The organism is Sphingomonas glacialis (genome assembly GCF_006439055.1).
Lineage (GTDB): Bacteria > Pseudomonadota > Alphaproteobacteria > Sphingomonadales > Sphingomonadaceae > Sphingomonas > Sphingomonas glacialis_A.
On the sequence record NZ_RCZC01000004.1, the window covers coordinates 309,770 to 328,234 of the forward strand.

Below are 18,465 nucleotides of genomic sequence, written 5' to 3' on the forward strand. Positions count from 1 at the left end.
CTCTGCGTCGCTACTCACCTTTCAAAAGATTGATCCGGTTGCCGAGGTGCCGAAAAGCACGGTCGCGACAAGTCAGCAAAATGACCTGCATTCGCGTTGCGGCCTCTGTCAGTATCTCGGTCATAAGATCAAGGCGAGCATCGTCCGAATAGACGAGCGGATCGTCCAGGATCAACGACACCGGCACTCCTTGCTCCAGCAGCATGTCCGCGAAGGCAAGCCGAGTGAGGACCGCGAGTTGCTCCTGTGTGCCTCGGGAAAGGTCGCCGCAATTCTCTCCGAGCCCCCCACGCACGATTGAGGTCAGGCCAAGATCATCACCAAAGCTCGGGTCGCAGCCAGGCAGGAGCCGCTCGATGTGCCGGCGCGCGCGGCGCGCGACAGGCCCGACAAACGTCCGTGACGTTTCTGCACGCGCGCCTTCCAACGTGTCGCGAAGAAGCTTCAGCGTGTCCGCCTCTACCGTCATACGCTCGAGGCTAGCGGCCGCAGCTTCCGCTTCTTCCCGCGCAGCCGCGGCGCGGTCTGCAAGCCCCTTGCCCCCTTCGGCTTCGATCCGCGCCTCAAGGCCGGCGATTGCCTTTTCCAGATCAATGCGTTGCGTTCGGGCGACCTCGACCCGTTTGTCCAACACCCCGATCTGCCGCTCAATTACCGCGACATCATGCGCCGTTGCAGCACGTTCGGCGTCCTGCAGGCTGACCAGCGCTGCCGCTTCCAGCTGACGCGCTTCAGACAGAGCCTCGTCTAAGCGAGCAACCTCAGGCTTACCTTCCAGGACAGCAAGCTGCGCTACGGCGTTGGCGGCATCACGCTCGGCACCGGCCGCCTGGACCACCAGGGGTGCATTGCGCGCTTCCAGCTCGCGCAGGTGCGCCGACGCCGCCTCATCGACGTCCGGTGCCTCCTCACTTCGCTCCCCTTTCGCGCTTTCCGGCAATCCTGCCATGAAGGTTTTCAGGGCCGCAGCACCGGCGTCGATACCGAGCCACGGCACGGCGGGCGTAATTCCGACGATCTGAGCCTGGAGCGTGCGGCCGTTGGCAACAGCATCACGTGCGACCTCGTTACGAGTCCGGGCGTGGGCGACGCTAGTTACCCCGTGGTCAGCCAGAGCCGCGGCCAGATCGTCGCGGGCGTTGGCGAGCGCCGTTTGGGCGCTTTGTAGCCCCGCTGGCGGTCGGATGATCAGCTCGGCGCCGCCAAGCTGGATGAGCGTCTCCCGTGATAGCGTCCGGGCACCGCGCTCGGCCGACATCCCGTCGATCTGAACGCCGCTGACATCGCCCGCAAACTCAATCCGGGTCGCACCGGCCTCAACTGCCGCCCGCGCCTTGTCGACCGCACGTTCGCGTTCCTCCAGAGTCTTGATGGCGCTAGCGGGGATCACGGTCGAACCAAGCTTGCGCGCCGCATCGAGCTCGGCTTCGAGGGGCAGCAATTCGGTATGACGCTGGCGTACCCGGGCGATCTCAACGTGGCGTGCTCGCGCCGCAACCCGTTTGGTAGCAGCCTCAAGCGCCGCATGCGCCTTGCGCCGGTTGTCGCGGGCCGTCGACAAACTATCACGCGCCGTGCCCGCTCGCTCTCGCGTGCTCGTCAATTCGTCTTCTAGGCCGGATCGTTTCTCACGGGCCTTGCCAAGCGCGGCGGCCGTGTCGCTGACAGCCTTCCGAGCATCGGCGAGGCGCGCGGTGAGATCTCCAGTGTCTTGACCTGATCGCCAAGGCGGCCTTGCTCCGCCCGCCTGGTATCGCGCAACTGTGCCGCTGACCGCGCCACCTCGATCTGACCAACTAGCGTCTTACGCCGCTCTGCGTCCGTCGTATCGGCGAGATCACGGTCCAACACCTTGAGCTTGGCCCGAGCGGCCTCAAGATCGGAGAAACCTTGTTCGAGAACGGCGAGCCGGGTCACCGCTTCATTCGCAGCCCATTCTGCAACATCAAGCTCGGTACGCGCTGCCAACTGCCGACCGCTTGGCCTGCCGGTGTTCGTCCAATAGTCCGCGAATTGGCTGTCGATCCGAGGCCGGACACGCTGGTAGGCTGCGCCACCCATGATGGTGCCGACCTCGGCCTCCAGCGTCGCGCGCACGCTGTCGCGGACGATCTCGCCAGGTGGCGTGACCTCAAGCGCCTGCGCCTGCCCTACCCAAAGCAGTCCCAGCGCGCCGTGCGCGGCCGCATCGCCGGCCTGGCTCGTGTCGCGACGCGCGCCGAGCAATGCCTGCAACTGGGTTTCGGCATCTTCGCCTTGTGCACGGCCGTTTGGCCCGTGGACCTCGACCGAAGCCCCTTTCAGGAAGCGCTTGTTGACCTTCCACTGCTCGCCTTTAGCTTCGAACCCAATCTCGATCTGCGGAGCAACCGCTTCATTATGCGGCGCATAGCTGCGCGCCAGACGGTTTGCTGTGTTGTGCCGGATGAAGAAGGCCGCCCGCATGGCTTCGAGCAGCGTGGACTTCCCGGTTTCATTCGGCTCGATGATGACGTTCAGTCCGTCGGTCAGCCCATCAAGGACGAACGGATCGCGAAACTTGCGGAAGTTGGTCAGCGCGATGCGCCGGATCTTGAGGCTCATGCTGCGCCCTGTCCGCGCTGATATTCTACAAACAGGCGCTCGAGCGCCCGTTTGGCGGTCACGCCATCGCTGCCTCCGGTTTCGATCATGGTCATCAGCTTGGCGGCAGCCGTTCCGATCATCCCCTCCACTTGGAGATCTGCCAGATCCTGCTCGCTAGGCCGACCGACCAAATCGTCCGCCGTTACCGCCAAATGGCGCAGGCGATGGCGTAGGTCATTGTCGAGTCTGCCCAAGATCTCGATCCGGTCGGACAGGCTGACGATTCCGGCAAGCGACAGCTGCAGGAGCGTTGCCGACGGTTCAATCGGGCTGAGCAGCCGGTCACACTCGGCGGCAAAGGCGCCTGCGTCCGGGATTGTCCAATCCCGCATTAACCACTGAAACCTGCCCGTCCGGATCGGCGACACAATCGGCTCTACGCCCGGCTCAAGCGTCACCAGCAACGCATATCCTGGTTCGTCGCGCTGAAACCGATCTGTTTCCGGGGTGCCCGAGTACCAGGTCCGTGCATCGACTCGCAGCGCTCCGTGCCAGTCACCAAGAGCAAGATAGTCCAGGTTCGAGCGGTGAGCGCGATCGGGAGCAATCTGGTTTTGCGCTTCGCCGCGCGACGAGAAGTCACGGATCGAACCATGGGCCACACCAATGCGGAGCGTCGCGCCCGGCGTCTCCATCATGTCGAACAAACCCGTCGGGTCGTCCAGATTGTGCCGGTGCGTCAGCGGCGCTGGCAGAAGCCAATGTCCAGGTTCGAGCTCGCACGGCATCGGTTCGGTAACGATGCGGATGTTCGCCGCTCCCTTGGCGCGGACGCGGTCCCAAAGGCCGCTGTTGCGGGCGAAGTCGTGGTTGCCGGGCAGCAGCCACCACGTGCAGGCGTATCGCTGCATCCGGGACACCGCCTGCACGATCACGCGATCTTCGGGCCCCTCGGTATCGAACACATCGCCGGCGACCAGGACATGCTCGGCCCCGTGCTCGACGGCTGCTTTACCGATCGTATCGATCGCGTCGAAGCGCGCCTCGTTGAGCGCGGCACGGACATCGCTGTCGAAGCGGCCATAGGGCTTGCCGAGTTGCCAATCGGCTGTGTGGATCAGGCGTAGCATCGGATCTTTCTGATGTGGAAGGATAGCTGTTGCGGCTGACCTGCTTCCCCCGCCCTAGGCTAAACGTCGCTTCTTAGCCTGTAGGGATGTGCACGGCTCCTCGCGCGGCTAAAGCTGGCCGGCATGGGCAGCGATCCGCACTAGCAGGTCTTCAAATGGCGGTTGCTCACGATAGTATAGCGCGGCGGTCTGTCGATAGGCCCGCCCGAAGGCGGTCCGCGTAGCACCATCGTCAAGTCGGAAAGCCGGGTTTCGAGAGATGTCAGGATCATCGGCTTTCGGAAAACGCGCCGCTTTGTGAGCAAAATACGCCTCCGTACCCACGAAGGCCTGCACGCCTAAATCGTCGAGCAGACAATAAACGTCGTAATAATGACGTAGGAAGTTTTGGGGCAGCGAGCCCGTCTCCTGCTGACGACGGAATTTGGTAGAGATGGTCTGAAGCTTCTCGACGAGCGTGTAGCCTGGCTCGTAGCAATGAACGTCGCGCGCACGATTGTCGGTGAACTCCGCCGAACCGGCCTGAACCGCGCGATCGTAGGCCCAGGACGAAATCAGGCACGGCCGGTTGGGCGCCACTTGATCGAAGCCGGCCTCCAGCAGGATACCGGTCTTCAAGCCTTTGGGAAGCGGATTGAGCGCGGGATAGTGCAACCGGATACCGGCACTGCGCATTCGCGCGTCGTCAAAGGCATGGTCACGCGAGGCCCCGTCGAAGCCCGGGATCGCCAAGCGGGCCGGGAGCCCGTCATAGAACCCGCGGCGCGCCTCCACATGGGCCGGCTTGTTCTGGTTGGGCCCGCGAGGAAGATCGCGATCCGGATGGATGAGGATGTCGATGTCCTCAGAGAAGCGGTGGATCAGTTGGAAGCCCTTTGACAGAGACGTTCCGCCTTTGAGCTCGAAGCGTAGCCCGAGCTGTTGCAGGCCCCAGAGGGCGTGCATGATCCAATAGTCCTTCTCGACCAGGCCTGGATCGATCGCGAGATCGCGAGCGGCGACGCCGATCAGGTCACGGAAGTCCCAACTCTCATGAAGAAGCATGGATGGCTGCGCTCAGGCGGGCACAGCATGAAGTGTCGGCGCCAGGAGGCGCTCGGCGCGTGCCGAGCCGAAGTCCTTAACCGCTCGTGCAAGACGCTTCTTGTCCATCGTCTTTGCCCGCTCGAGTGCGCGCGGCAGCACCTCCGCCCTGTCCTCGGGCAAGCGATCGAGATTGTGGAGCAGATCGACCAGGAGCACCTCCTGCGAAAGCTGGGCCGGCACAGTCGCGCGCATCCGGAAATCGTAGGTCCGCCCGTCGAGCTTGTAGCGACCGTGGCGCTTACGGTTGTAAACCACCGGCTCGTTGTGAAGCTGTGTCGTGCCCACGCCCAGACCATTGAAGGCGCTCGGCGAGACCATCAAAAAACGATCCTCACCAAGGAAGCTCCTCACCAGCTTCTCGGGCGTTGCCGGAGCGTTACCGAAGCGGGTCTTGCGCGGAGCCATGTAGAGGCCGCCAGCGACTTTCTCGAGACGCCCTTCGATGAGCAGCTGCTTAAGGTGGCGATCCACGGACGTGGACCAGCGCGCCAGATCCTTGCGGCGGTAAACCTGTCCGGGACGCAGGTGCTTGGTGAGTTCTGTCAGGGCGGTCATCGTTTTTTCCTCGTCCCGGGGAGATAGACCGTACACTCGGCTTGTTCAACTTCTCATTAAAAAATCATGCAGCAGCTGCTCGGTTACGCTTGGTGGATGCACCCGGGTTGCCGATTGTTCGCTTCACAGAGACACAGGCGGCTTGGGTCTGCGGACCCGCTGCGGCATTCGCTCAATGTCGAGGAATAGACCCTGCTCGTCCTTCCTGGCATCAAGGATCTCTCCGAGGCTTTCGCCAAAGCCTAGAACGAAAAAGGACATGGCGTATGTGCCAAGCGCAACGGTTGGATCGCCCTTTTCCAGCTTGAGATACGTACTCTTGGCGACAACAATCCGTTCGGCCATCATGACCACAGTGAGGCTGCGCTTCTTGCGCGCCAGCGCGATATCGGCGCCAAGCTTTTTCAAGCTGCGTCTTACCGGAAGCGGAAGCGTATCAACGACGGTCGATCGCATCTAGTGTCTCATATAAACGCCCATCTCGGCGATAAGGTGTCTTATACACGACCTTAACCGACTGTTGTTATAACCGATATCGACGGACGACACCAGAACCCAGCCCAGGCGGCCCTGGGTCGCTGCGCGTGTCGGAAGCGGCTGAAGACAGTTGAACGGAAGATAATGGGTCTCGCTGCAGGCCGAATTCGACCAACTCACGCCGTTCTTCAACAAAGGTGTGAACGGCGGCTTCTCCCAAACCTGCCACTCACACTACGCGAACACGATGCGCGGCTTCGTGACCCATTCCAGCGATCCCCCTATTGAGTGAGAGGGGAGTGACCTGCCATGTCGGAAAACACCCCTTTTTCGGATATTATGCCGGCGATTGAGATCGTCGGCGTTCACAGTGAGTCTCAGCGGACGGGCGCGGCGGGGTCAGGCTTCTCAAAAGGGATCGCATTTTGGGAATTTCCGAGATTCGGGCCAAAGGGCGACCCCTTTGATCCCCACCGTGCCGGTATCTGTAAGCTATGGTAGCGGAGGAATATTGCCGATGGCGGTCACGGCTTTAGCATCAACAGTTTGCATCGCAGGTAATACACTAGGATTAGATGGATAGCTTTGTCCTTCAAACCGCAATCGCGCATCGTAGCCTGTCGTGACGCCGCCTCCGGCGACCCGGACGCTCAAGTCGTGCCAGCCGTGGGTCGTACTAGACAATATACGAACGGGTAAACGACTGACTGAGACCCGGCCCACTTGACGATAACCGGAACGGATCGACGTGAGGATATAAAGATCGCAACCTCCGGTTCCGCAAAGATCAGCATTCCCCCCACCGACCGTTGCAACAGCATATATCAACGCTTCGGGCTGGTTGTCTCCATTCAAATCAGCGAATACTACGCCGTATCGTCTAAGATGATGGTCCTTAATGAAAGCGCTTACTCCATGAGGTACTTCCGGTATGCTCCAATGACAAGATGCAACTTCATCTTTGGCTGGTGGCGGGCACGGCGCACCGTACACCTTCACTTCATTTCTATCGTTGCTTGGATGCCACCTTACCTGACCAGCAGGTGCGCCGTCTTCGGGTGCAGATAGCAGTCCCGCCAGAAAAAACGCCATCAGCATCGGTCATTTCTCCATCGCTGACGCGGGTATACCGGATCGAAAACATGGCCGCTATTGCGGAGGCGACCGATGCGGCTTTCCCACAAACGAACAACGATAGAGAAGCCGACTGCATCCTCGAAACGGATCCTCCAGTGAGAACGCCAGCGGCTTCCCAAAACTTGTCGCGCATGTGGATATGAGAACGGGTCTGCGTTGATCGCGAACGGCGATCTGTGGTGGGAAGCAGATGTTTAAGGGAGCGGCGTCGAAGGAAGGCAAGGCAGCAAGGCAGCCAAAGCATGTTCGACCCATATGGCAAGGGGAGTACCCCCGTTAGAAGTGATGGTGAGGTGTCCATTCCCGAACGACGATGGCGCCGTCAGTTCATAGTAATTTCCGTCCATAATCGGCGGAGGCGGCAGCTCACTGTCAACAATTGGCAAAGGTTGCGGCATTTGAAGCTTACCCATCCTAGTCACGATCTGATGAATGGCAGGGCAATCAGTGCTGTTTATTACCGCGTCGATCTTTCTGGGAGAAAACTGCTGACTCCAGTTATAGCGGATTTTGTACTCAAGCCGATTGAGCCGCTCATCCCGGTACGCGGCAATATCTACCGTTTCCGTAATGTATATTAGCGACCGACTCATTTGGAACTGAGCAAAACCCGGCACGTCGTTCGGCTCGGAGGATAAAGCCGCAGAGATGAGCAAAGCGATTAACATGAGGGCTCCAAGTAGATGGCCGCAAGGCAATGCGGCCTCGTATGCGCACCTAAGTCTATCACCGCAAATAGGCGCTTTTGCCGACCCGGTTGTCGCGATAGGGTTGATTTTTGCGTCAGAACATATCGAGTCTGATCGCTAACTGCCTTTCGACCTCTGCTCATACGAAGCGAGCGGACGACCCGTCCGCGAAACGGACCGACAGTCCCTTCTGATCAATGGACCACTTACGCGCGGTCTCCACCCGCAGCCAGAAGCGGTTCGCTATGGCCACAACACGCGCATTATCACACCCGACGACAGTGATAATCCTAGCACTTGCTCCGTCCGTCGCGAGCTTCCCGTGCATCTGGCCAGAAATATTCTCCCACTTCAGCTTGCCGGGGCCTATACTGTTGCATGCCCAGGTGCCGGTGACCGTGTGATCAGAATTGAACCTCAACGTTGCGACCTCCATTCCGCGCTCGATCACCCTTTCGCTCTGAAATTTTTCTAAAACCCAGACGTGATCCGACGGCCCGCGCTCGGCAGGGTGGGAAACCCCCGCGTCAGGGGAAAACGCGGCGAACATTCCAACGACCAATATGGCCCGCTTCGTCACTGTTTTGCCTCCGACTTTCCACTATCAGCGCGAGGGCATAGCACATTGTGACGACCAGGTATGGTCGCTAGCGGAATGGCGACTTTGCCAAAAACGATCGAGTTTCGGGAATTTTGGGGGTGGCGGAAGCAAACGCGGTCAATGAGCGCTGAATTGCATCAGCCAGACAGATCAGCTTGCCGAATAGAGACGGTGGGATCGCAGCGATGTTTTCGTCGTAGCTTTTCGGCCGTCGCGAGCGCACTTGCGACTTGTTTCCGGACCGCATGCCAGTCCGGCAGAAGATAGGTTTGACCAATAGCGGGGGCGCCGGGGAATCGAATGTCATAGCTCACGGTGTTATGGCCACGGAGATCAGGTATCCAGGGATGGTCGCGCTCGCTCACCGCAGCTTGGGTCAAACGCTTTCTGGATGCAAAGCCGATCGCGTCGCGATCAGAAACATATTGTCCTGATCGGCGAATTCTATGCGTTCCGACAGGCGCACCATCCAGCGATACAGACAAGACAAAATCATCCGGAACGCTAGCGCGGAATAATATGCGAACATAACCCGGGCCGGACGGCACCTCGAATTGGACGCGGCCTGTTATTGGCCAGCTTGCCTCGAACTGCCCGAGCCCTGTCACCCGATCACGGACGTTGTACGAAATTGTAGTAGAGAGGGGGCTATAGTTTTCATCGAGGGACATGGAAACGCTACCTTCGCCCACTCCGTCGAGGCCCCCAATAGTGGTGAAGGCTGTCGCTGAGCAGGCGTATCCGTGGCTGACTGTCCCGGCCATCGCAGGCGGCGAGGCAAAGAGGCCGGCGAAGCACGCAGCAAAAACGGACTTACCAGTTATCATGTCGAACTCACTCCGATCGGCTTTGAGCTAGCGCGGAGAAGTTAACGCCCGGTGGCAAGCAGCTAATGCCTTCCCGTTCGTCCCGTAAACGAACCGCGATCGAGAGGGGCGGGCTTGCCCACAAGGATGGTTGAGTGAGAGCGCCAGCGGTTTCCCAAAACTCGTCATGCGCGCGGATATGAGAAGGGATTTGCGCCGATCACGAGTAGCAATCTCTGGTGGTTAGCCGTCCCACTGCTTTCAGGTGGAAGGGCACCGAGGAGCGGTCATTCCGCCTTATGTATCCTTAAGCCTACCGCCAATATCGTGAGGCGAGAGGAGAATCGGAAATGAGGCGGACGAAGAACACGGTGGTAATCGCAGTAGCCGTTTTGGGAGCTACGGCGGGGGTAGGGCAAGTTCCGATGCGGGCTGCCAGCCCACCACCTATGAACGCTATGGCTCCCAAACTCTCCAGCCTTGCTCCGAACGACGCAAAGGCGGCACTCGCCACTCCCCGACATTGCGAATTGAAGGTCGGGAATGAACTTCGCTTGGTCGCAAGCGAGGCTGGACGGCAGGCAATCGCGGTTATCGGCGGATCAATCAGGACCCTGCGATATGAAGGCCGGAACCCAATTCGAAATGGCGGAAGATTCCTTCCGTCCTCCTCTGCCCTGGATGTTTGGGTTGCAGTCGATCCAAGGCAGGATAAATCGTTGGCCACAGGCCTCCCACGAAACGTGACTGTTATGATCAACGGGTTGACTGGCGGCACTGACGCTTATTCAGCGACTTACACATGCAATTATTGAGTACGCGCTGAACGGCCGCTTCGGAGCGGCTCGATTTGAGCTATGAACGGCGAGACGTGAGCGACAACGGAATGGCTGCTTTGCCAAAAACGATGACATTTCGGGAATGGCCAATCCTGCCGTTTTCGCTCCCTGCCTTTCTCGAAAAATCGGGTAAGAAGGTAGAAGTTTGGAGGGCCCGGCAATGCTTTTCCTATTGGCGAATTTGGTTTCGATCTCGGCGCCCTTTACCTATCATCAAGCCCGCGAGCTGGCATTTCAGACCCCCTATGCACTCGACGCCAAACGCAGGGGCGCTGACGTAGCCGCTCGAAAGGGCGATTGGGATCATGACGGGTGGACGTTCCGTCTGTTCGCCCGGAATTGTACTTCACCATCTTGCCTCGTTGGCTGGGTACATGTGAATCGCGCGACGGGTGCGATCACTGATCCAGTTGCCGAGAAGCCGATAAGCTCGCAGCATCTCACCATTATCGAGGCCAATCTGCGGAGGTGACGGGGTGTCTTCTGTGCCGCGATTCGGTCGCGAAAGGGGTCCCTTTTGAGACGGTAGATACGACCCAGTAGCCGCCGTTAGCGCCTCTGCTACCTTCGAAAGTTTGCATCGAATAGGAGAGCGCTTACTATCCGCAGATGCTTCCAATCCTACTTTCGCTCGTGCTGTTCGCCGATCAGCCTGCTTCCTCCCTGAATGACTTCAATGGCGACTGGACCACAGACCTCAGCACATTGAGCAAGGAGCCAGAGCCGGAACGGATTGTGGTGAAGGGTAAGCGGTTTTCGAGGAGCAAGGGAGCGGTCAGTGTACCGGCCGATGGGACGTTCCACTCCCTTGGCGACGCCCCCTATGTAGACGCGGTAGCCGTCACAATCCTGGATCGACGTCGCGTACGAGAACTCGATCGCTTTAGAGGCAAGCTGATCTACTCAATAACCTACACCGCTTCCGTCGACGGGCAATCGATGCGAAGGACGATCACCGATTTCGGCAAACCGAATGGCCGCGCAGTTTCGACCGTGATCGATTCCGCTCGCGACGGGCGACACAGCCCCGGCGAGCATCTGGTGTCGGGCGATTGGCGTGCTGTATCGATCAAGACCAGCCAAGCGCGCTTGATCGACACGATCAGGCTTCGTGACGGTCGCTACAGCCTCCTAGGGCATGACGGCTACGGCTACACTGCCGTTATTGGCGGCCCGCCCGTCTCAATTCGTGGTGACGCTGAGACGGGTCGGGTCAGCGTGACGACCCAGGCGAACGACACCGTGATCGTGAGCATGTCCCTCGACGGCAAGAAGACCGCGTTGCAGACGCTACGCCTTCAGCCGGACCGTCACACCATCAAGGTCAGTGTTCATCGCGAGGCTGACGGAGTTGAAAAAACCTACCTCCTTCGACGAGTTAAGTGACCTGGAAATGATGCAAAACTCAAAAGTTTTGCATCATTCGATGGAGTACAAATCGTCCGCGTTGAGTCGATTTCCATCTTCCCTTCAGCAACACGTAATGTCGCGACGGCATAGTACGAGCTATGGCGGTATTTGTCCTTTTGATCCTCGCTGCGCAGGCGGCCGCTTCTGGCGTGATATCTGCGCCCGATCCGGTAGGTTGTGAAACCGAGGCGACGACCGTGGCCAGCGCTACGGCGCTCCACAGGAAGATGGATGCTGATGGTAATGGCTACATCACCCGAGTAGAAATGGCCGGCTTCATCACAAAAACGATGAACGGTTTGGCGATACCAGGAACCAACGCAACTCATCCGTTACCCCCGTTGTCAGCAGCACTTTTTGAGGCAAGCGACACTGACAAGGACGGTCGGTTATCCCTCGCCGAGGCGATCGCGTGGGCAAAACGGGATTTCGCGCTCGCGGATACGAACCACGATGGAGTGGTGACGCCGAAGGAACGGATGGCGTTCGCGCAAGCGGTTATGAGTGACGGGCAAACGCCTGAGGGGGTGTCGCTTTCGCATCGTTAGATCGTGCATCACTGATGCGAAAATCACAAGTTTTGCATCAAATGGAAAAACGCCCAAAACCCGACACTTCCATGATGCATAAATCCAATGCACAATCGGCGCATGATTTACGGCTATGCGCGTGTCTCATCCAACGGGCAGGACCTAGCGCAGCAGCTCGCCCAGCTCGACGCCGCAGGCTGCACGAAGCTCTATCGCGAGAAGATCAGTGGCGGGACCGCCGAGCGGCCTCAGCTTAAGCGCGCGATCAGCGCGCTCGATGCGGGCGACGTGCTGATGGTGACATCCACCGATCGTCTCGCCCGCAACACGCGCGACCTGTTGAACATCCTCCACGCGGTGAAGGAGGCTGGAGCCGGCTTTCGCTCGATCGCGGAGCCGATGGTGGATACCACCTCACAGTTCGCCGATGTCATCATTGCCGTGCTGGGTGTTGCGGCGAGCTACGAGCGCCATCGGATCACCGAACGCACCGCTGCTGGTAGGGTCCAAGCGAAGGCCCGTGGCGTGAAGTTCGGCCGACGTGCTGCCCTTACCCCTCACCAGCAGGCTGAGGCCCTGCGACGGCTCGCAGCTGGCGATACGCAGCGCACTGTCGCTGCCTTGCTGGGTGTCGACCAGGCGACAATATCGAGATTGTCTCGAAAGCAGGACTGAACGTTTAGAGTTGATGGGAAACGGTCCGTCCGCTTTCGCGATGGAGGTTGGCGTTTCCGGACCGTCCCCTCCGCCGCCCGGAAGCTGCCGGTCGACTTTCACTCGGCTTCCAATTTAGATGGTAAACGTGAAACGCAACCTGGGGGCTAAAATTAAGGCGTCAGTGTCGGGTCGGTAGGCGAGCGCGATTGCGTCCAGGAATGAGCCATCCGCTTGATCCCTTCAACCATTCCGCAAATAATTGACATGAAGAGTATAACTAGAATCAAAATAGCAAATCCCTCTAAAATATCAAATAATATCAATAGAGGAGAAAAACGATCGATATGTCGTGTTAAGTGCTTTTCTGTAGCTGCCGGGTCCAGTAGTTTATAGCCGTTTCGCCATAGACCCAATATAACGCCTGATTCTGACCGGAAGATACTCCGGGGCATTGGAGCATATGCTATTCGGACTGCTTCTTGTGGCCCAAACATCCCGTTGATGCATGAATTTATGCGCATCCGTGGCCAGCATGACAAATAGACTATCCGGCCGCTAATATCCATGAACTGATAAAAGCTTTTGTTTGAGTACCGCTTGCCAAAATGACCGTCAGCAAAGGTCACCTTGCTATAATCTGGATTAGGGCCAAAAATTTGCGGCAGGAGCGGCGAAGACCAGAGCGTGAAAACAAAAAACGCCGCAAATAGGAACGGCATCCAAACTGGCCCATCTCGCCACTTAACGGTGAGCAGAAAATAGACGCTCGGCCTTCGGCCATCGGGCGTTTTCCACTTAATCTGACCGGGCATACTGACCGCCTTCGAGCGCTTTGCGCCCCTTGATGTTTCGACCTACTAAGTTGGCGCGCAGGGTTACCGAACAGCGTGCAAGTTCTACTTCGGCATGAGGCCGCCAGCCAATGACAATTACGTCACTCAGAACGTGTTTCCCGACATTGCAAAAAGACCTCTATTGCAACATTGGCGACGACCGCTTTCAGGCGTCAAGAATTGGCCCCCGACTGGCAACAACTGGTCGGTTTGCGACCGTCTGTTTCCCGAAAGCTGCTGTCGCAAAGGGAATCCTTTCGCAACAATCGGGACGGCAGAAAGCGACCAGGATCATTGCGGTAGCTTGGCGCTAAGGTCGAGACGATCGCGTTTATTTGGGGACCTGAAACACGCCATCCGTCTCAGCGATTTGAATGGTGTGGATGAGATGGTCGGGGCCGACCGCGTAGCGCACCGCTCGAGCCTTGTACCGTGGATCAAACAGCACCGACGGCGATACAGGCAGATCGGATCGGTCATCGTATCGTTCAATCACTAGGAGAGCGTCGTAACCCTCCGCGAAGCCCACCACGAAGCGATCGACCTTACCGAGCCTATGGTGCTCAGCAGCAACCCACGCCGCCTTGTTTCCGGCAATTCGCTTACCATCCACCGTGACCGTGAGGTCGTTTGCAAACGTGGCGCAATACGCGTCGAAGCTGGCTGCGCTCTGCGTGGGAACGATTCGCGTTGCGAGCTCATCGATGAAAACCGGAGGCGCCGGCGGAGCCGAGGCGATCGCACCACTGGTGAGCATCATGCTGACCGCGAGCCCACGTACCGTCATCATAGCTTGTCTGCGCATAACCACTCCTGCTCGCTTAGGTATGTCGTAAGTGTCGGCTGCGATGTCTGCTAATGACAATCGCGTCACCGCGCGCTTCCCTTCCACGGCCCACCAAACTCAGCCATTCGCGACCAACGATACGCATCAGATTTCTACATCACAAAACCATCGGATCTTCACCGATCCCAGCCCGATGCAAAATCAGTGAGTTTCGCATCACGAACTTGGAAAACTGGTGGGAAAACGGAACGTCTGCTTCGCCGCAGAATATCGAAAGCCACCTTACTGGCCAAATTTCACACATCTAGGTCTTTGGCAGCGTCCATTTGACAGTGCCATCTTTCGATCCCGAAATCTGCGGATGAGCCTCGGCTGATCGTTTAGCCAACATGCAGGTTTGAGCGTCGAGTTCGGGATACCCGCTAGACTTCGTGATTGTGCATTCCGTTAAGCGACCGTCGGGGCCATATTCCGCATGATAGCGAACTTGACCCTCATGCCGCATTCGCAAGGCCAGAGCAGGGTAATCGTCGTGTTGCGCTTCTGCTTCGGCTCCGCCCGCCATCAGAAGCGACGCCATTACAATCCATAAATGCGTCTTCATTCTGCCGCCTCCCTGCCCACCCAAGCTGGTGAGCGTACTTGACTCTACGGCGGGGCACATGACGATTAGATGACCGCTAATGGTCGTCAGCCAACTGGCTGCTTTACGAACCCGCGTTGATGCAAAACTTTTGATTTTTGCATCAGGCATGGCCGGACCTGGTAGGAAGCAGCACGCCTGCTTCCGAGAGTCCGCATGGCAATATCTGACTGGAGCAACGTGATACCCCTCCCTAAAAGGAAGGACCTTTTTTAAATTTTACAGGTTCATAACGAATTGTTCTTGGCTATTCGGCTTGCGGTGGTGCAAAAATCTTTTCTAACAAATGCTGCAACGCCACGACCGTTGGCGTCCAGCAGTCAACTGACTGGCCAGGTTGCAAGGACTTTCCTGAAATTTGCAGCACTAGTCCCATCGGTCCGCCGTTACTGATCATAATGCCCCTATGTGGCGAGACCGCGCATTGAGGGTCGGCTAGATCGACTGCAGCAGCATCAAAGGCATAGCGCAATCTACGGCGCGACGCCTTTGGCACGACGCCGCTTCGCGCTTTTGGCCTAGGGGAAAGTTCGGGCCACGTACCTGACGGTGGAGCTGTCTGGTACTCTCCAGTGTTGATATTGAGGGTCAGTTTCGTCGCTGGGTGCCATTCAGACCGATCAATGAGGGATGTAAGCGAACGATCGGGGGTTGATGCGGTCGCAGGTGACGCGGCGATCAATCCGACGAGAAGAAATATTCGCATTATGCATCTCCCAGTCTCTACCATAACAGCCATAGGCGGAAGGTGCCAAGCTACCTTCCCGATTGGGGGAAGCAAACTAAGCGAAACCGCCGCGCGTATTACAAACGGCCGCTGCTGGCTTTGCTTTCCCGGAAATGGCGGCTCAGCGACCGAAAGACCGGAAAGAACTTGCTAAACGAGTGGCTGTTTTCGGAATCGAGGATTTATACCTGAGCGTCCACACATGGTCGACAGCGGAAGGGCAGCTTTTAGAAAGGCACGCCGCGATAGCCGATATGCGCGGCGCGGCCTTTCTCAAAAGGGAAGGGTGATCGAGAAGCCCCGAGCGTTCCCAAAAGGATGCTATTTCGAGAATGAGCGGGCTCGCAGGGAGCGATTTGGCACCATTAGCCTTGAGGGCCCCATCAGTCCCGTTGAGCTGCGGCGCTGTCATGGAACAACTTAGCGGTCGCAAAGTCGATGAAGGCCCGCAGCCGCGATGACACCAAGCGGGCGGACGGCCAAACGAGTGAGAACTGCCCTTCGGAGCGCACCTCCGCATCCAGAAGGCGGCATAGGCCACCATTCCGCACGGCATCCTCCGCCAGGAAGTCGGGCATGTACGCGATACCCAAGCCATTCAGCGCCGCGGCACGCACGCCCTCCATGTTGCTGCACGCCAAGATCGTCCGCGGATGCTGGTCGATCCTGATCGGCCAAGGCTGCAACTGCCCGGAGCCGGGATAGCGGAACCGCACGGCGTCATGGCTCGCCAAGCCGTCGACCGAGTGCGGGTGGCCGTGCACTTCGATATAGGCGGGCGACGCACATAGCACGAACGCGAACGTGCCAAGGGTGCGTGCCACCAACGAGGAATCGGCCAGTTCACCGCCGCGGATCGCCACGTCCATCCCCTCCTCGATAAGGTCGACCAGACGGTCATTGCAGTGAAGGTCTAGTTCGACGTTAGGATAGACGGCGCGGAACGCTGGCAAGTGCGGCACCAGAAACCGATAGCCGATCGTCGGCAGACTAACCCGCAGCGTGCCACGCGGCACCGCGCCCGCGTCCGAAACCGCAATCTCCGCCTCGCGCAGGTCGTCGAGAATTCGTCGGCAGCGATATAGGAATAGCGCCCCTTCGTCGGTCAGGCCCACCCGACGTGTAGTGCGATGCAGGAGACGCACATTCAGCGCGGTCTCCAGTTTGGCGACGTTTTTTCCGACTGCGGACGGCGACAGCCCGAGCACGCGCGCTGCGCCAACGAAGCTTTGCAGCTCGGCTGTTCGGACAAAGCTGGTGATGCCGAGCAGGTTATCCACCCCACGTTATTAGAGCGGCTGAGGATACAGTCAAATGCCGCACGGCCCGATTATCGCCGAAGGCGGCGACGCTAAGAAGGTGAGCGGAGGTATCCGCGTATGACCACATCACCTCATAGCTCGACCCGCACCCATTCCGCCTTGGCTGCGGTGTGCGCGGCTGCCCTCATCCTGCCAATGAGCTTCTCCGGCGGGGCGGTAGCCACACCTACGATCGGGCGTGTGCTGGGCGGCGATCTGGCGGGGCTCGCCTGGATCACAAACGCCTTCATGCTGACGTTCGGCGGCCTGCTCATGACGGCGGGCGCGCTGGCAGATCGCTGGGGCCGCAAACGGGTTTTCATGGCAGGCGTCGGTTTGTTCGCAGTTGCCTCGATGCTACTCACGCTAGCGCAGACGCTAGGCTGGATCGATCTGCTGCGAGGCGTTCAAGGCGTCGGAGCAGCCGGGGCCTTGGCCGGTGGCACCGCTGCCCTGGCGCAAGAGGTTACAGGGTCCGCGCGCGCACGCGCCTTCAGCCTGCTCGGCACCACCTTCGGTGTCGGCTTGGCATTTGGGCCGCTCGTAGCGGGTGTGCTGATGGATACGGCGGGGTGGCGTGCGGTCTTCGCCGCACCGGCGGGGGTGGCGGCGGTCGCGCTTCTGCTGGGCTCGCAATCGCTGCGCGAAACTCGTGCTGTCGGATCGGGCGCGATGGACTGGGCAGGAGCCGCGACCTTCTCCCTCGCGCTCGCTTGCCTCACCCTTTGCATCCTCCAGGGGGCAAGCTGGGGCTGGACCAGTGCGCCGACGGCAGGGCTGCTTGTTGGCGCCGTTGCGGGGTTCGCGCTCTTCGCGCGCATCGAGCGGCGCAGTACCTCGCCCCTGCTTGATCTGACCCTGCTGCGCTACCCTCAGTTCCTGGGCGTCCAGCTGCTACCGATCGCCACCTGCTACTGCTTCGTCGTGTTGTTGGTTCTGCTGCCGCTTCGGTTCATCGGCGTAGATGGCAAAAGCGAGATGGACGCGGGACTCACCATGCTCGGATTATCAGCGCCAATGCTTTTAGCGCCTACGCTGGCGGTGCGGCTGGCGCATCGGTACTCCGCCGGCACCGTATCGGCCGCTGGGCTGCTCGCAGCCAGCGTCGGTCTGCTTTGGCTTTCACACTGCGGTTCCGGATCCGACTTGACGCCCGTACCGGCCATGCTTTTGATCGGTATGGGCGCCGGATTGCCGTGGGGTTTAATGGATGGACTCTCGGTCGCGGTGGTGCCGCCCGAGCGCGCCGGCATGGCTACGGGCATCTTTGGCACGACCAGGGTCGCAGGAGAAGGCATCGCACTGGCGAGCGTGACGGCGGGACTGGCGGCCCTGGTGCGCTGGCACCTCGATACGCTGGCGATTGGTTCCGGGCGAGTTCGCCCACTTCTGGCGGAGCATTTGGCTATCGGCGACCTTGCCGGGGCGACCCGGCTCGTTGCATCGGCCGATGCGTTGAGAGATAGCTATGCGAGCGCCTTCTCGGTTCTCCTGTCGATCCTCGCCGGAGTGACCTGCTTGTCAGCGGTGCTGGTGTTCGTGGCCTTAAGACGCGTCGACGCACACAACGTGGCGGCGAGCTGATGCCCGCACAGGTAGCGTATAGGGGCAGTTTAGGCGGTAGTCCGACTTTCCCGCGAAGGAACCCGGCACGGGAACGGCGGGCAACAGCGACGGGCGAACTGCCCCCGC

At 59.3% G+C, this 18,465-nt stretch carries 18 protein-coding genes; 4 read left to right on the forward strand and 14 right to left on the reverse strand.

Annotated features, from left to right (window positions below; translation table 11 throughout):
- Positions 1-10: 10 nt before the first annotated feature.
- The 10 genes from EAH76_RS24510 to EAH76_RS16020 all read right to left on the reverse strand — a co-directional run bounded on the left by EAH76_RS24510 (position 11) and on the right by EAH76_RS16020 (position 8,911).
- Positions 11-1,561, reverse strand: a complete 1,551-nt coding sequence (locus EAH76_RS24510) for an ATP-binding protein (RefSeq protein WP_241659734.1) — start codon at positions 1,559-1,561, stop codon at positions 11-13.
- Between the two features lie 50 nt (positions 1,562-1,611).
- On the reverse strand, positions 1,612-2,583 hold the full coding sequence (locus EAH76_RS24515; protein ID WP_241659735.1) for an AAA family ATPase: 972 nt from the start codon (positions 2,581-2,583) through the stop codon (positions 1,612-1,614).
- Positions 2,580-3,695, reverse strand: a complete 1,116-nt coding sequence (locus EAH76_RS15985; protein WP_140851260.1) for a metallophosphoesterase family protein — start codon at positions 3,693-3,695, stop codon at positions 2,580-2,582. The genes EAH76_RS24515 and EAH76_RS15985 overlap by 4 nt, the downstream gene beginning before the upstream one ends.
- A 108-nt stretch (positions 3,696-3,803) precedes the next feature.
- A complete protein-coding gene (locus EAH76_RS15990) occupies positions 3,804-4,739 on the reverse strand; it encodes a nucleotidyl transferase AbiEii/AbiGii toxin family protein (protein ID WP_140851261.1) in 936 nt (311 codons plus the stop codon).
- 12 nt (positions 4,740-4,751) lie between these two features.
- Complete coding sequence (locus EAH76_RS24520) at positions 4,752-5,336, reverse strand: hypothetical protein (protein WP_140851262.1); 585 nt, start codon at positions 5,334-5,336, stop codon at positions 4,752-4,754.
- Between the two features lie 123 nt (positions 5,337-5,459).
- Entirely contained in the window at positions 5,460-5,792 is a 333-nt protein-coding gene (locus EAH76_RS16000) for a hypothetical protein (RefSeq protein WP_140851263.1), read from the reverse strand.
- 513 nt (positions 5,793-6,305) lie between these two features.
- Positions 6,306-6,911, reverse strand: a complete 606-nt coding sequence (locus EAH76_RS16005) for a hypothetical protein (protein ID WP_140851264.1) — start codon at positions 6,909-6,911, stop codon at positions 6,306-6,308.
- 233 nt (positions 6,912-7,144) lie between these two features.
- Positions 7,145-7,618 (reverse strand): hypothetical protein, encoded by a 474-nt coding sequence (locus EAH76_RS16010; RefSeq protein ID WP_140851265.1) that lies wholly within the window; start codon positions 7,616-7,618, stop codon positions 7,145-7,147.
- Positions 7,619-7,778: 160 nt separating this feature from the next.
- Complete coding sequence (locus tag EAH76_RS16015) at positions 7,779-8,219, reverse strand: META domain-containing protein (protein ID WP_140851266.1); 441 nt, start codon at positions 8,217-8,219, stop codon at positions 7,779-7,781.
- 158 nt (positions 8,220-8,377) lie between these two features.
- The gene (locus EAH76_RS16020; protein WP_140851267.1) at positions 8,378-8,911 is read right to left on the reverse strand and encodes a hypothetical protein; all 534 of its coding nucleotides are present in this window, start codon (positions 8,909-8,911) and stop codon (positions 8,378-8,380) included.
- Between the two features lie 1,583 nt (positions 8,912-10,494).
- Here EAH76_RS16020 and EAH76_RS16025 point away from each other — a divergent pair.
- From EAH76_RS16025 to EAH76_RS16035, 3 genes are all read left to right on the forward strand, one after another.
- Positions 10,495-11,271 (forward strand): hypothetical protein, encoded by a 777-nt coding sequence (locus tag EAH76_RS16025; RefSeq protein ID WP_140851268.1) that lies wholly within the window; start codon positions 10,495-10,497, stop codon positions 11,269-11,271.
- 122 nt (positions 11,272-11,393) lie between these two features.
- Positions 11,394-11,843, forward strand: a complete 450-nt coding sequence (locus tag EAH76_RS16030; protein WP_140851269.1) for an EF-hand domain-containing protein — start codon at positions 11,394-11,396, stop codon at positions 11,841-11,843.
- 102 nt (positions 11,844-11,945) lie between these two features.
- Positions 11,946-12,500 carry a recombinase family protein gene (locus EAH76_RS16035; RefSeq protein ID WP_140851270.1) on the forward strand — a complete coding sequence of 185 codons (555 nt, stop codon included), beginning with the start codon at positions 11,946-11,948 and terminating at the stop codon, positions 12,498-12,500.
- Positions 12,501-12,652: 152 nt separating this feature from the next.
- Here the strand turns inward: EAH76_RS16035 and EAH76_RS16040 are convergent, their stop codons facing one another.
- The 4 genes from EAH76_RS16040 to EAH76_RS16055 form a co-directional block, all read right to left on the reverse strand.
- Positions 12,653-13,294: a hypothetical protein gene (locus tag EAH76_RS16040; protein WP_140851271.1), complete on the reverse strand. Its 642-nt coding sequence runs from the start codon at positions 13,292-13,294 to the stop codon at positions 12,653-12,655.
- 352 nt (positions 13,295-13,646) lie between these two features.
- Positions 13,647-14,120, reverse strand: a complete 474-nt coding sequence (locus EAH76_RS16045; protein WP_140851272.1) for a hypothetical protein — start codon at positions 14,118-14,120, stop codon at positions 13,647-13,649.
- A gap of 286 nt (positions 14,121-14,406) precedes the next feature.
- Positions 14,407-14,856 carry an energy transducer TonB gene (locus tag EAH76_RS16050; RefSeq protein ID WP_140851273.1) on the reverse strand — a complete coding sequence of 150 codons (450 nt, stop codon included), beginning with the start codon at positions 14,854-14,856 and terminating at the stop codon, positions 14,407-14,409.
- 999 nt (positions 14,857-15,855) lie between these two features.
- Entirely contained in the window at positions 15,856-16,752 is an 897-nt protein-coding gene (locus EAH76_RS16055) for a LysR substrate-binding domain-containing protein (RefSeq protein ID WP_140851274.1), read from the reverse strand.
- A 99-nt stretch (positions 16,753-16,851) separates the two neighbouring features.
- Here EAH76_RS16055 and EAH76_RS16060 point away from each other — a divergent pair, with 99 nt between their 5' ends.
- Positions 16,852-18,357 carry an MFS transporter gene (locus EAH76_RS16060; protein ID WP_140851275.1) on the forward strand — a complete coding sequence of 502 codons (1,506 nt, stop codon included), beginning with the start codon at positions 16,852-16,854 and terminating at the stop codon, positions 18,355-18,357.
- The last annotated feature ends 108 nt before the right edge of the window (positions 18,358-18,465 follow it).

Coding starts and splice junctions, on each gene's coding strand:
- EAH76_RS16050 (WP_140851273.1), bottom strand. CDS start 14,856: ATGCCTGATGCAAAAATCAAAAGTTTTGCATCAACGCGGGTTCGTAAA.
- EAH76_RS16005 (WP_140851264.1), bottom strand. CDS start 6,911: ATGCTGATGGCGTTTTTTCTGGCGGGACTGCTATCTGCACCCGAAGAC.
- EAH76_RS16030 (WP_140851269.1), top strand. CDS start 11,394: ATGGCGGTATTTGTCCTTTTGATCCTCGCTGCGCAGGCGGCCGCTTCT.
- EAH76_RS16025 (WP_140851268.1), top strand. CDS start 10,495: ATGCTTCCAATCCTACTTTCGCTCGTGCTGTTCGCCGATCAGCCTGCT.
- EAH76_RS16040 (WP_140851271.1), bottom strand. CDS start 13,294: ATGCCCGGTCAGATTAAGTGGAAAACGCCCGATGGCCGAAGGCCGAGC.
- EAH76_RS16060 (WP_140851275.1), top strand. CDS start 16,852: ATGACCACATCACCTCATAGCTCGACCCGCACCCATTCCGCCTTGGCT.
- EAH76_RS16020 (WP_140851267.1), bottom strand. CDS start 8,911: ATGTCCCTCGATGAAAACTATAGCCCCCTCTCTACTACAATTTCGTAC.
- EAH76_RS24520 (WP_140851262.1), bottom strand. CDS start 5,336: ATGACCGCCCTGACAGAACTCACCAAGCACCTGCGTCCCGGACAGGTT.
- EAH76_RS24515 (WP_241659735.1), bottom strand. CDS start 2,583: ATGAGCCTCAAGATCCGGCGCATCGCGCTGACCAACTTCCGCAAGTTT.
- EAH76_RS16010 (WP_140851265.1), bottom strand. CDS start 7,618: ATGTTAATCGCTTTGCTCATCTCTGCGGCTTTATCCTCCGAGCCGAAC.
- EAH76_RS16045 (WP_140851272.1), bottom strand. CDS start 14,120: ATGCGCAGACAAGCTATGATGACGGTACGTGGGCTCGCGGTCAGCATG.
- EAH76_RS16000 (WP_140851263.1), bottom strand. CDS start 5,792: ATGCGATCGACCGTCGTTGATACGCTTCCGCTTCCGGTAAGACGCAGC.
- EAH76_RS15990 (WP_140851261.1), bottom strand. CDS start 4,739: ATGCTTCTTCATGAGAGTTGGGACTTCCGTGACCTGATCGGCGTCGCC.
- EAH76_RS16035 (WP_140851270.1), top strand. CDS start 11,946: ATGATTTACGGCTATGCGCGTGTCTCATCCAACGGGCAGGACCTAGCG.
- EAH76_RS15985 (WP_140851260.1), bottom strand. CDS start 3,695: ATGCTACGCCTGATCCACACAGCCGATTGGCAACTCGGCAAGCCCTAT.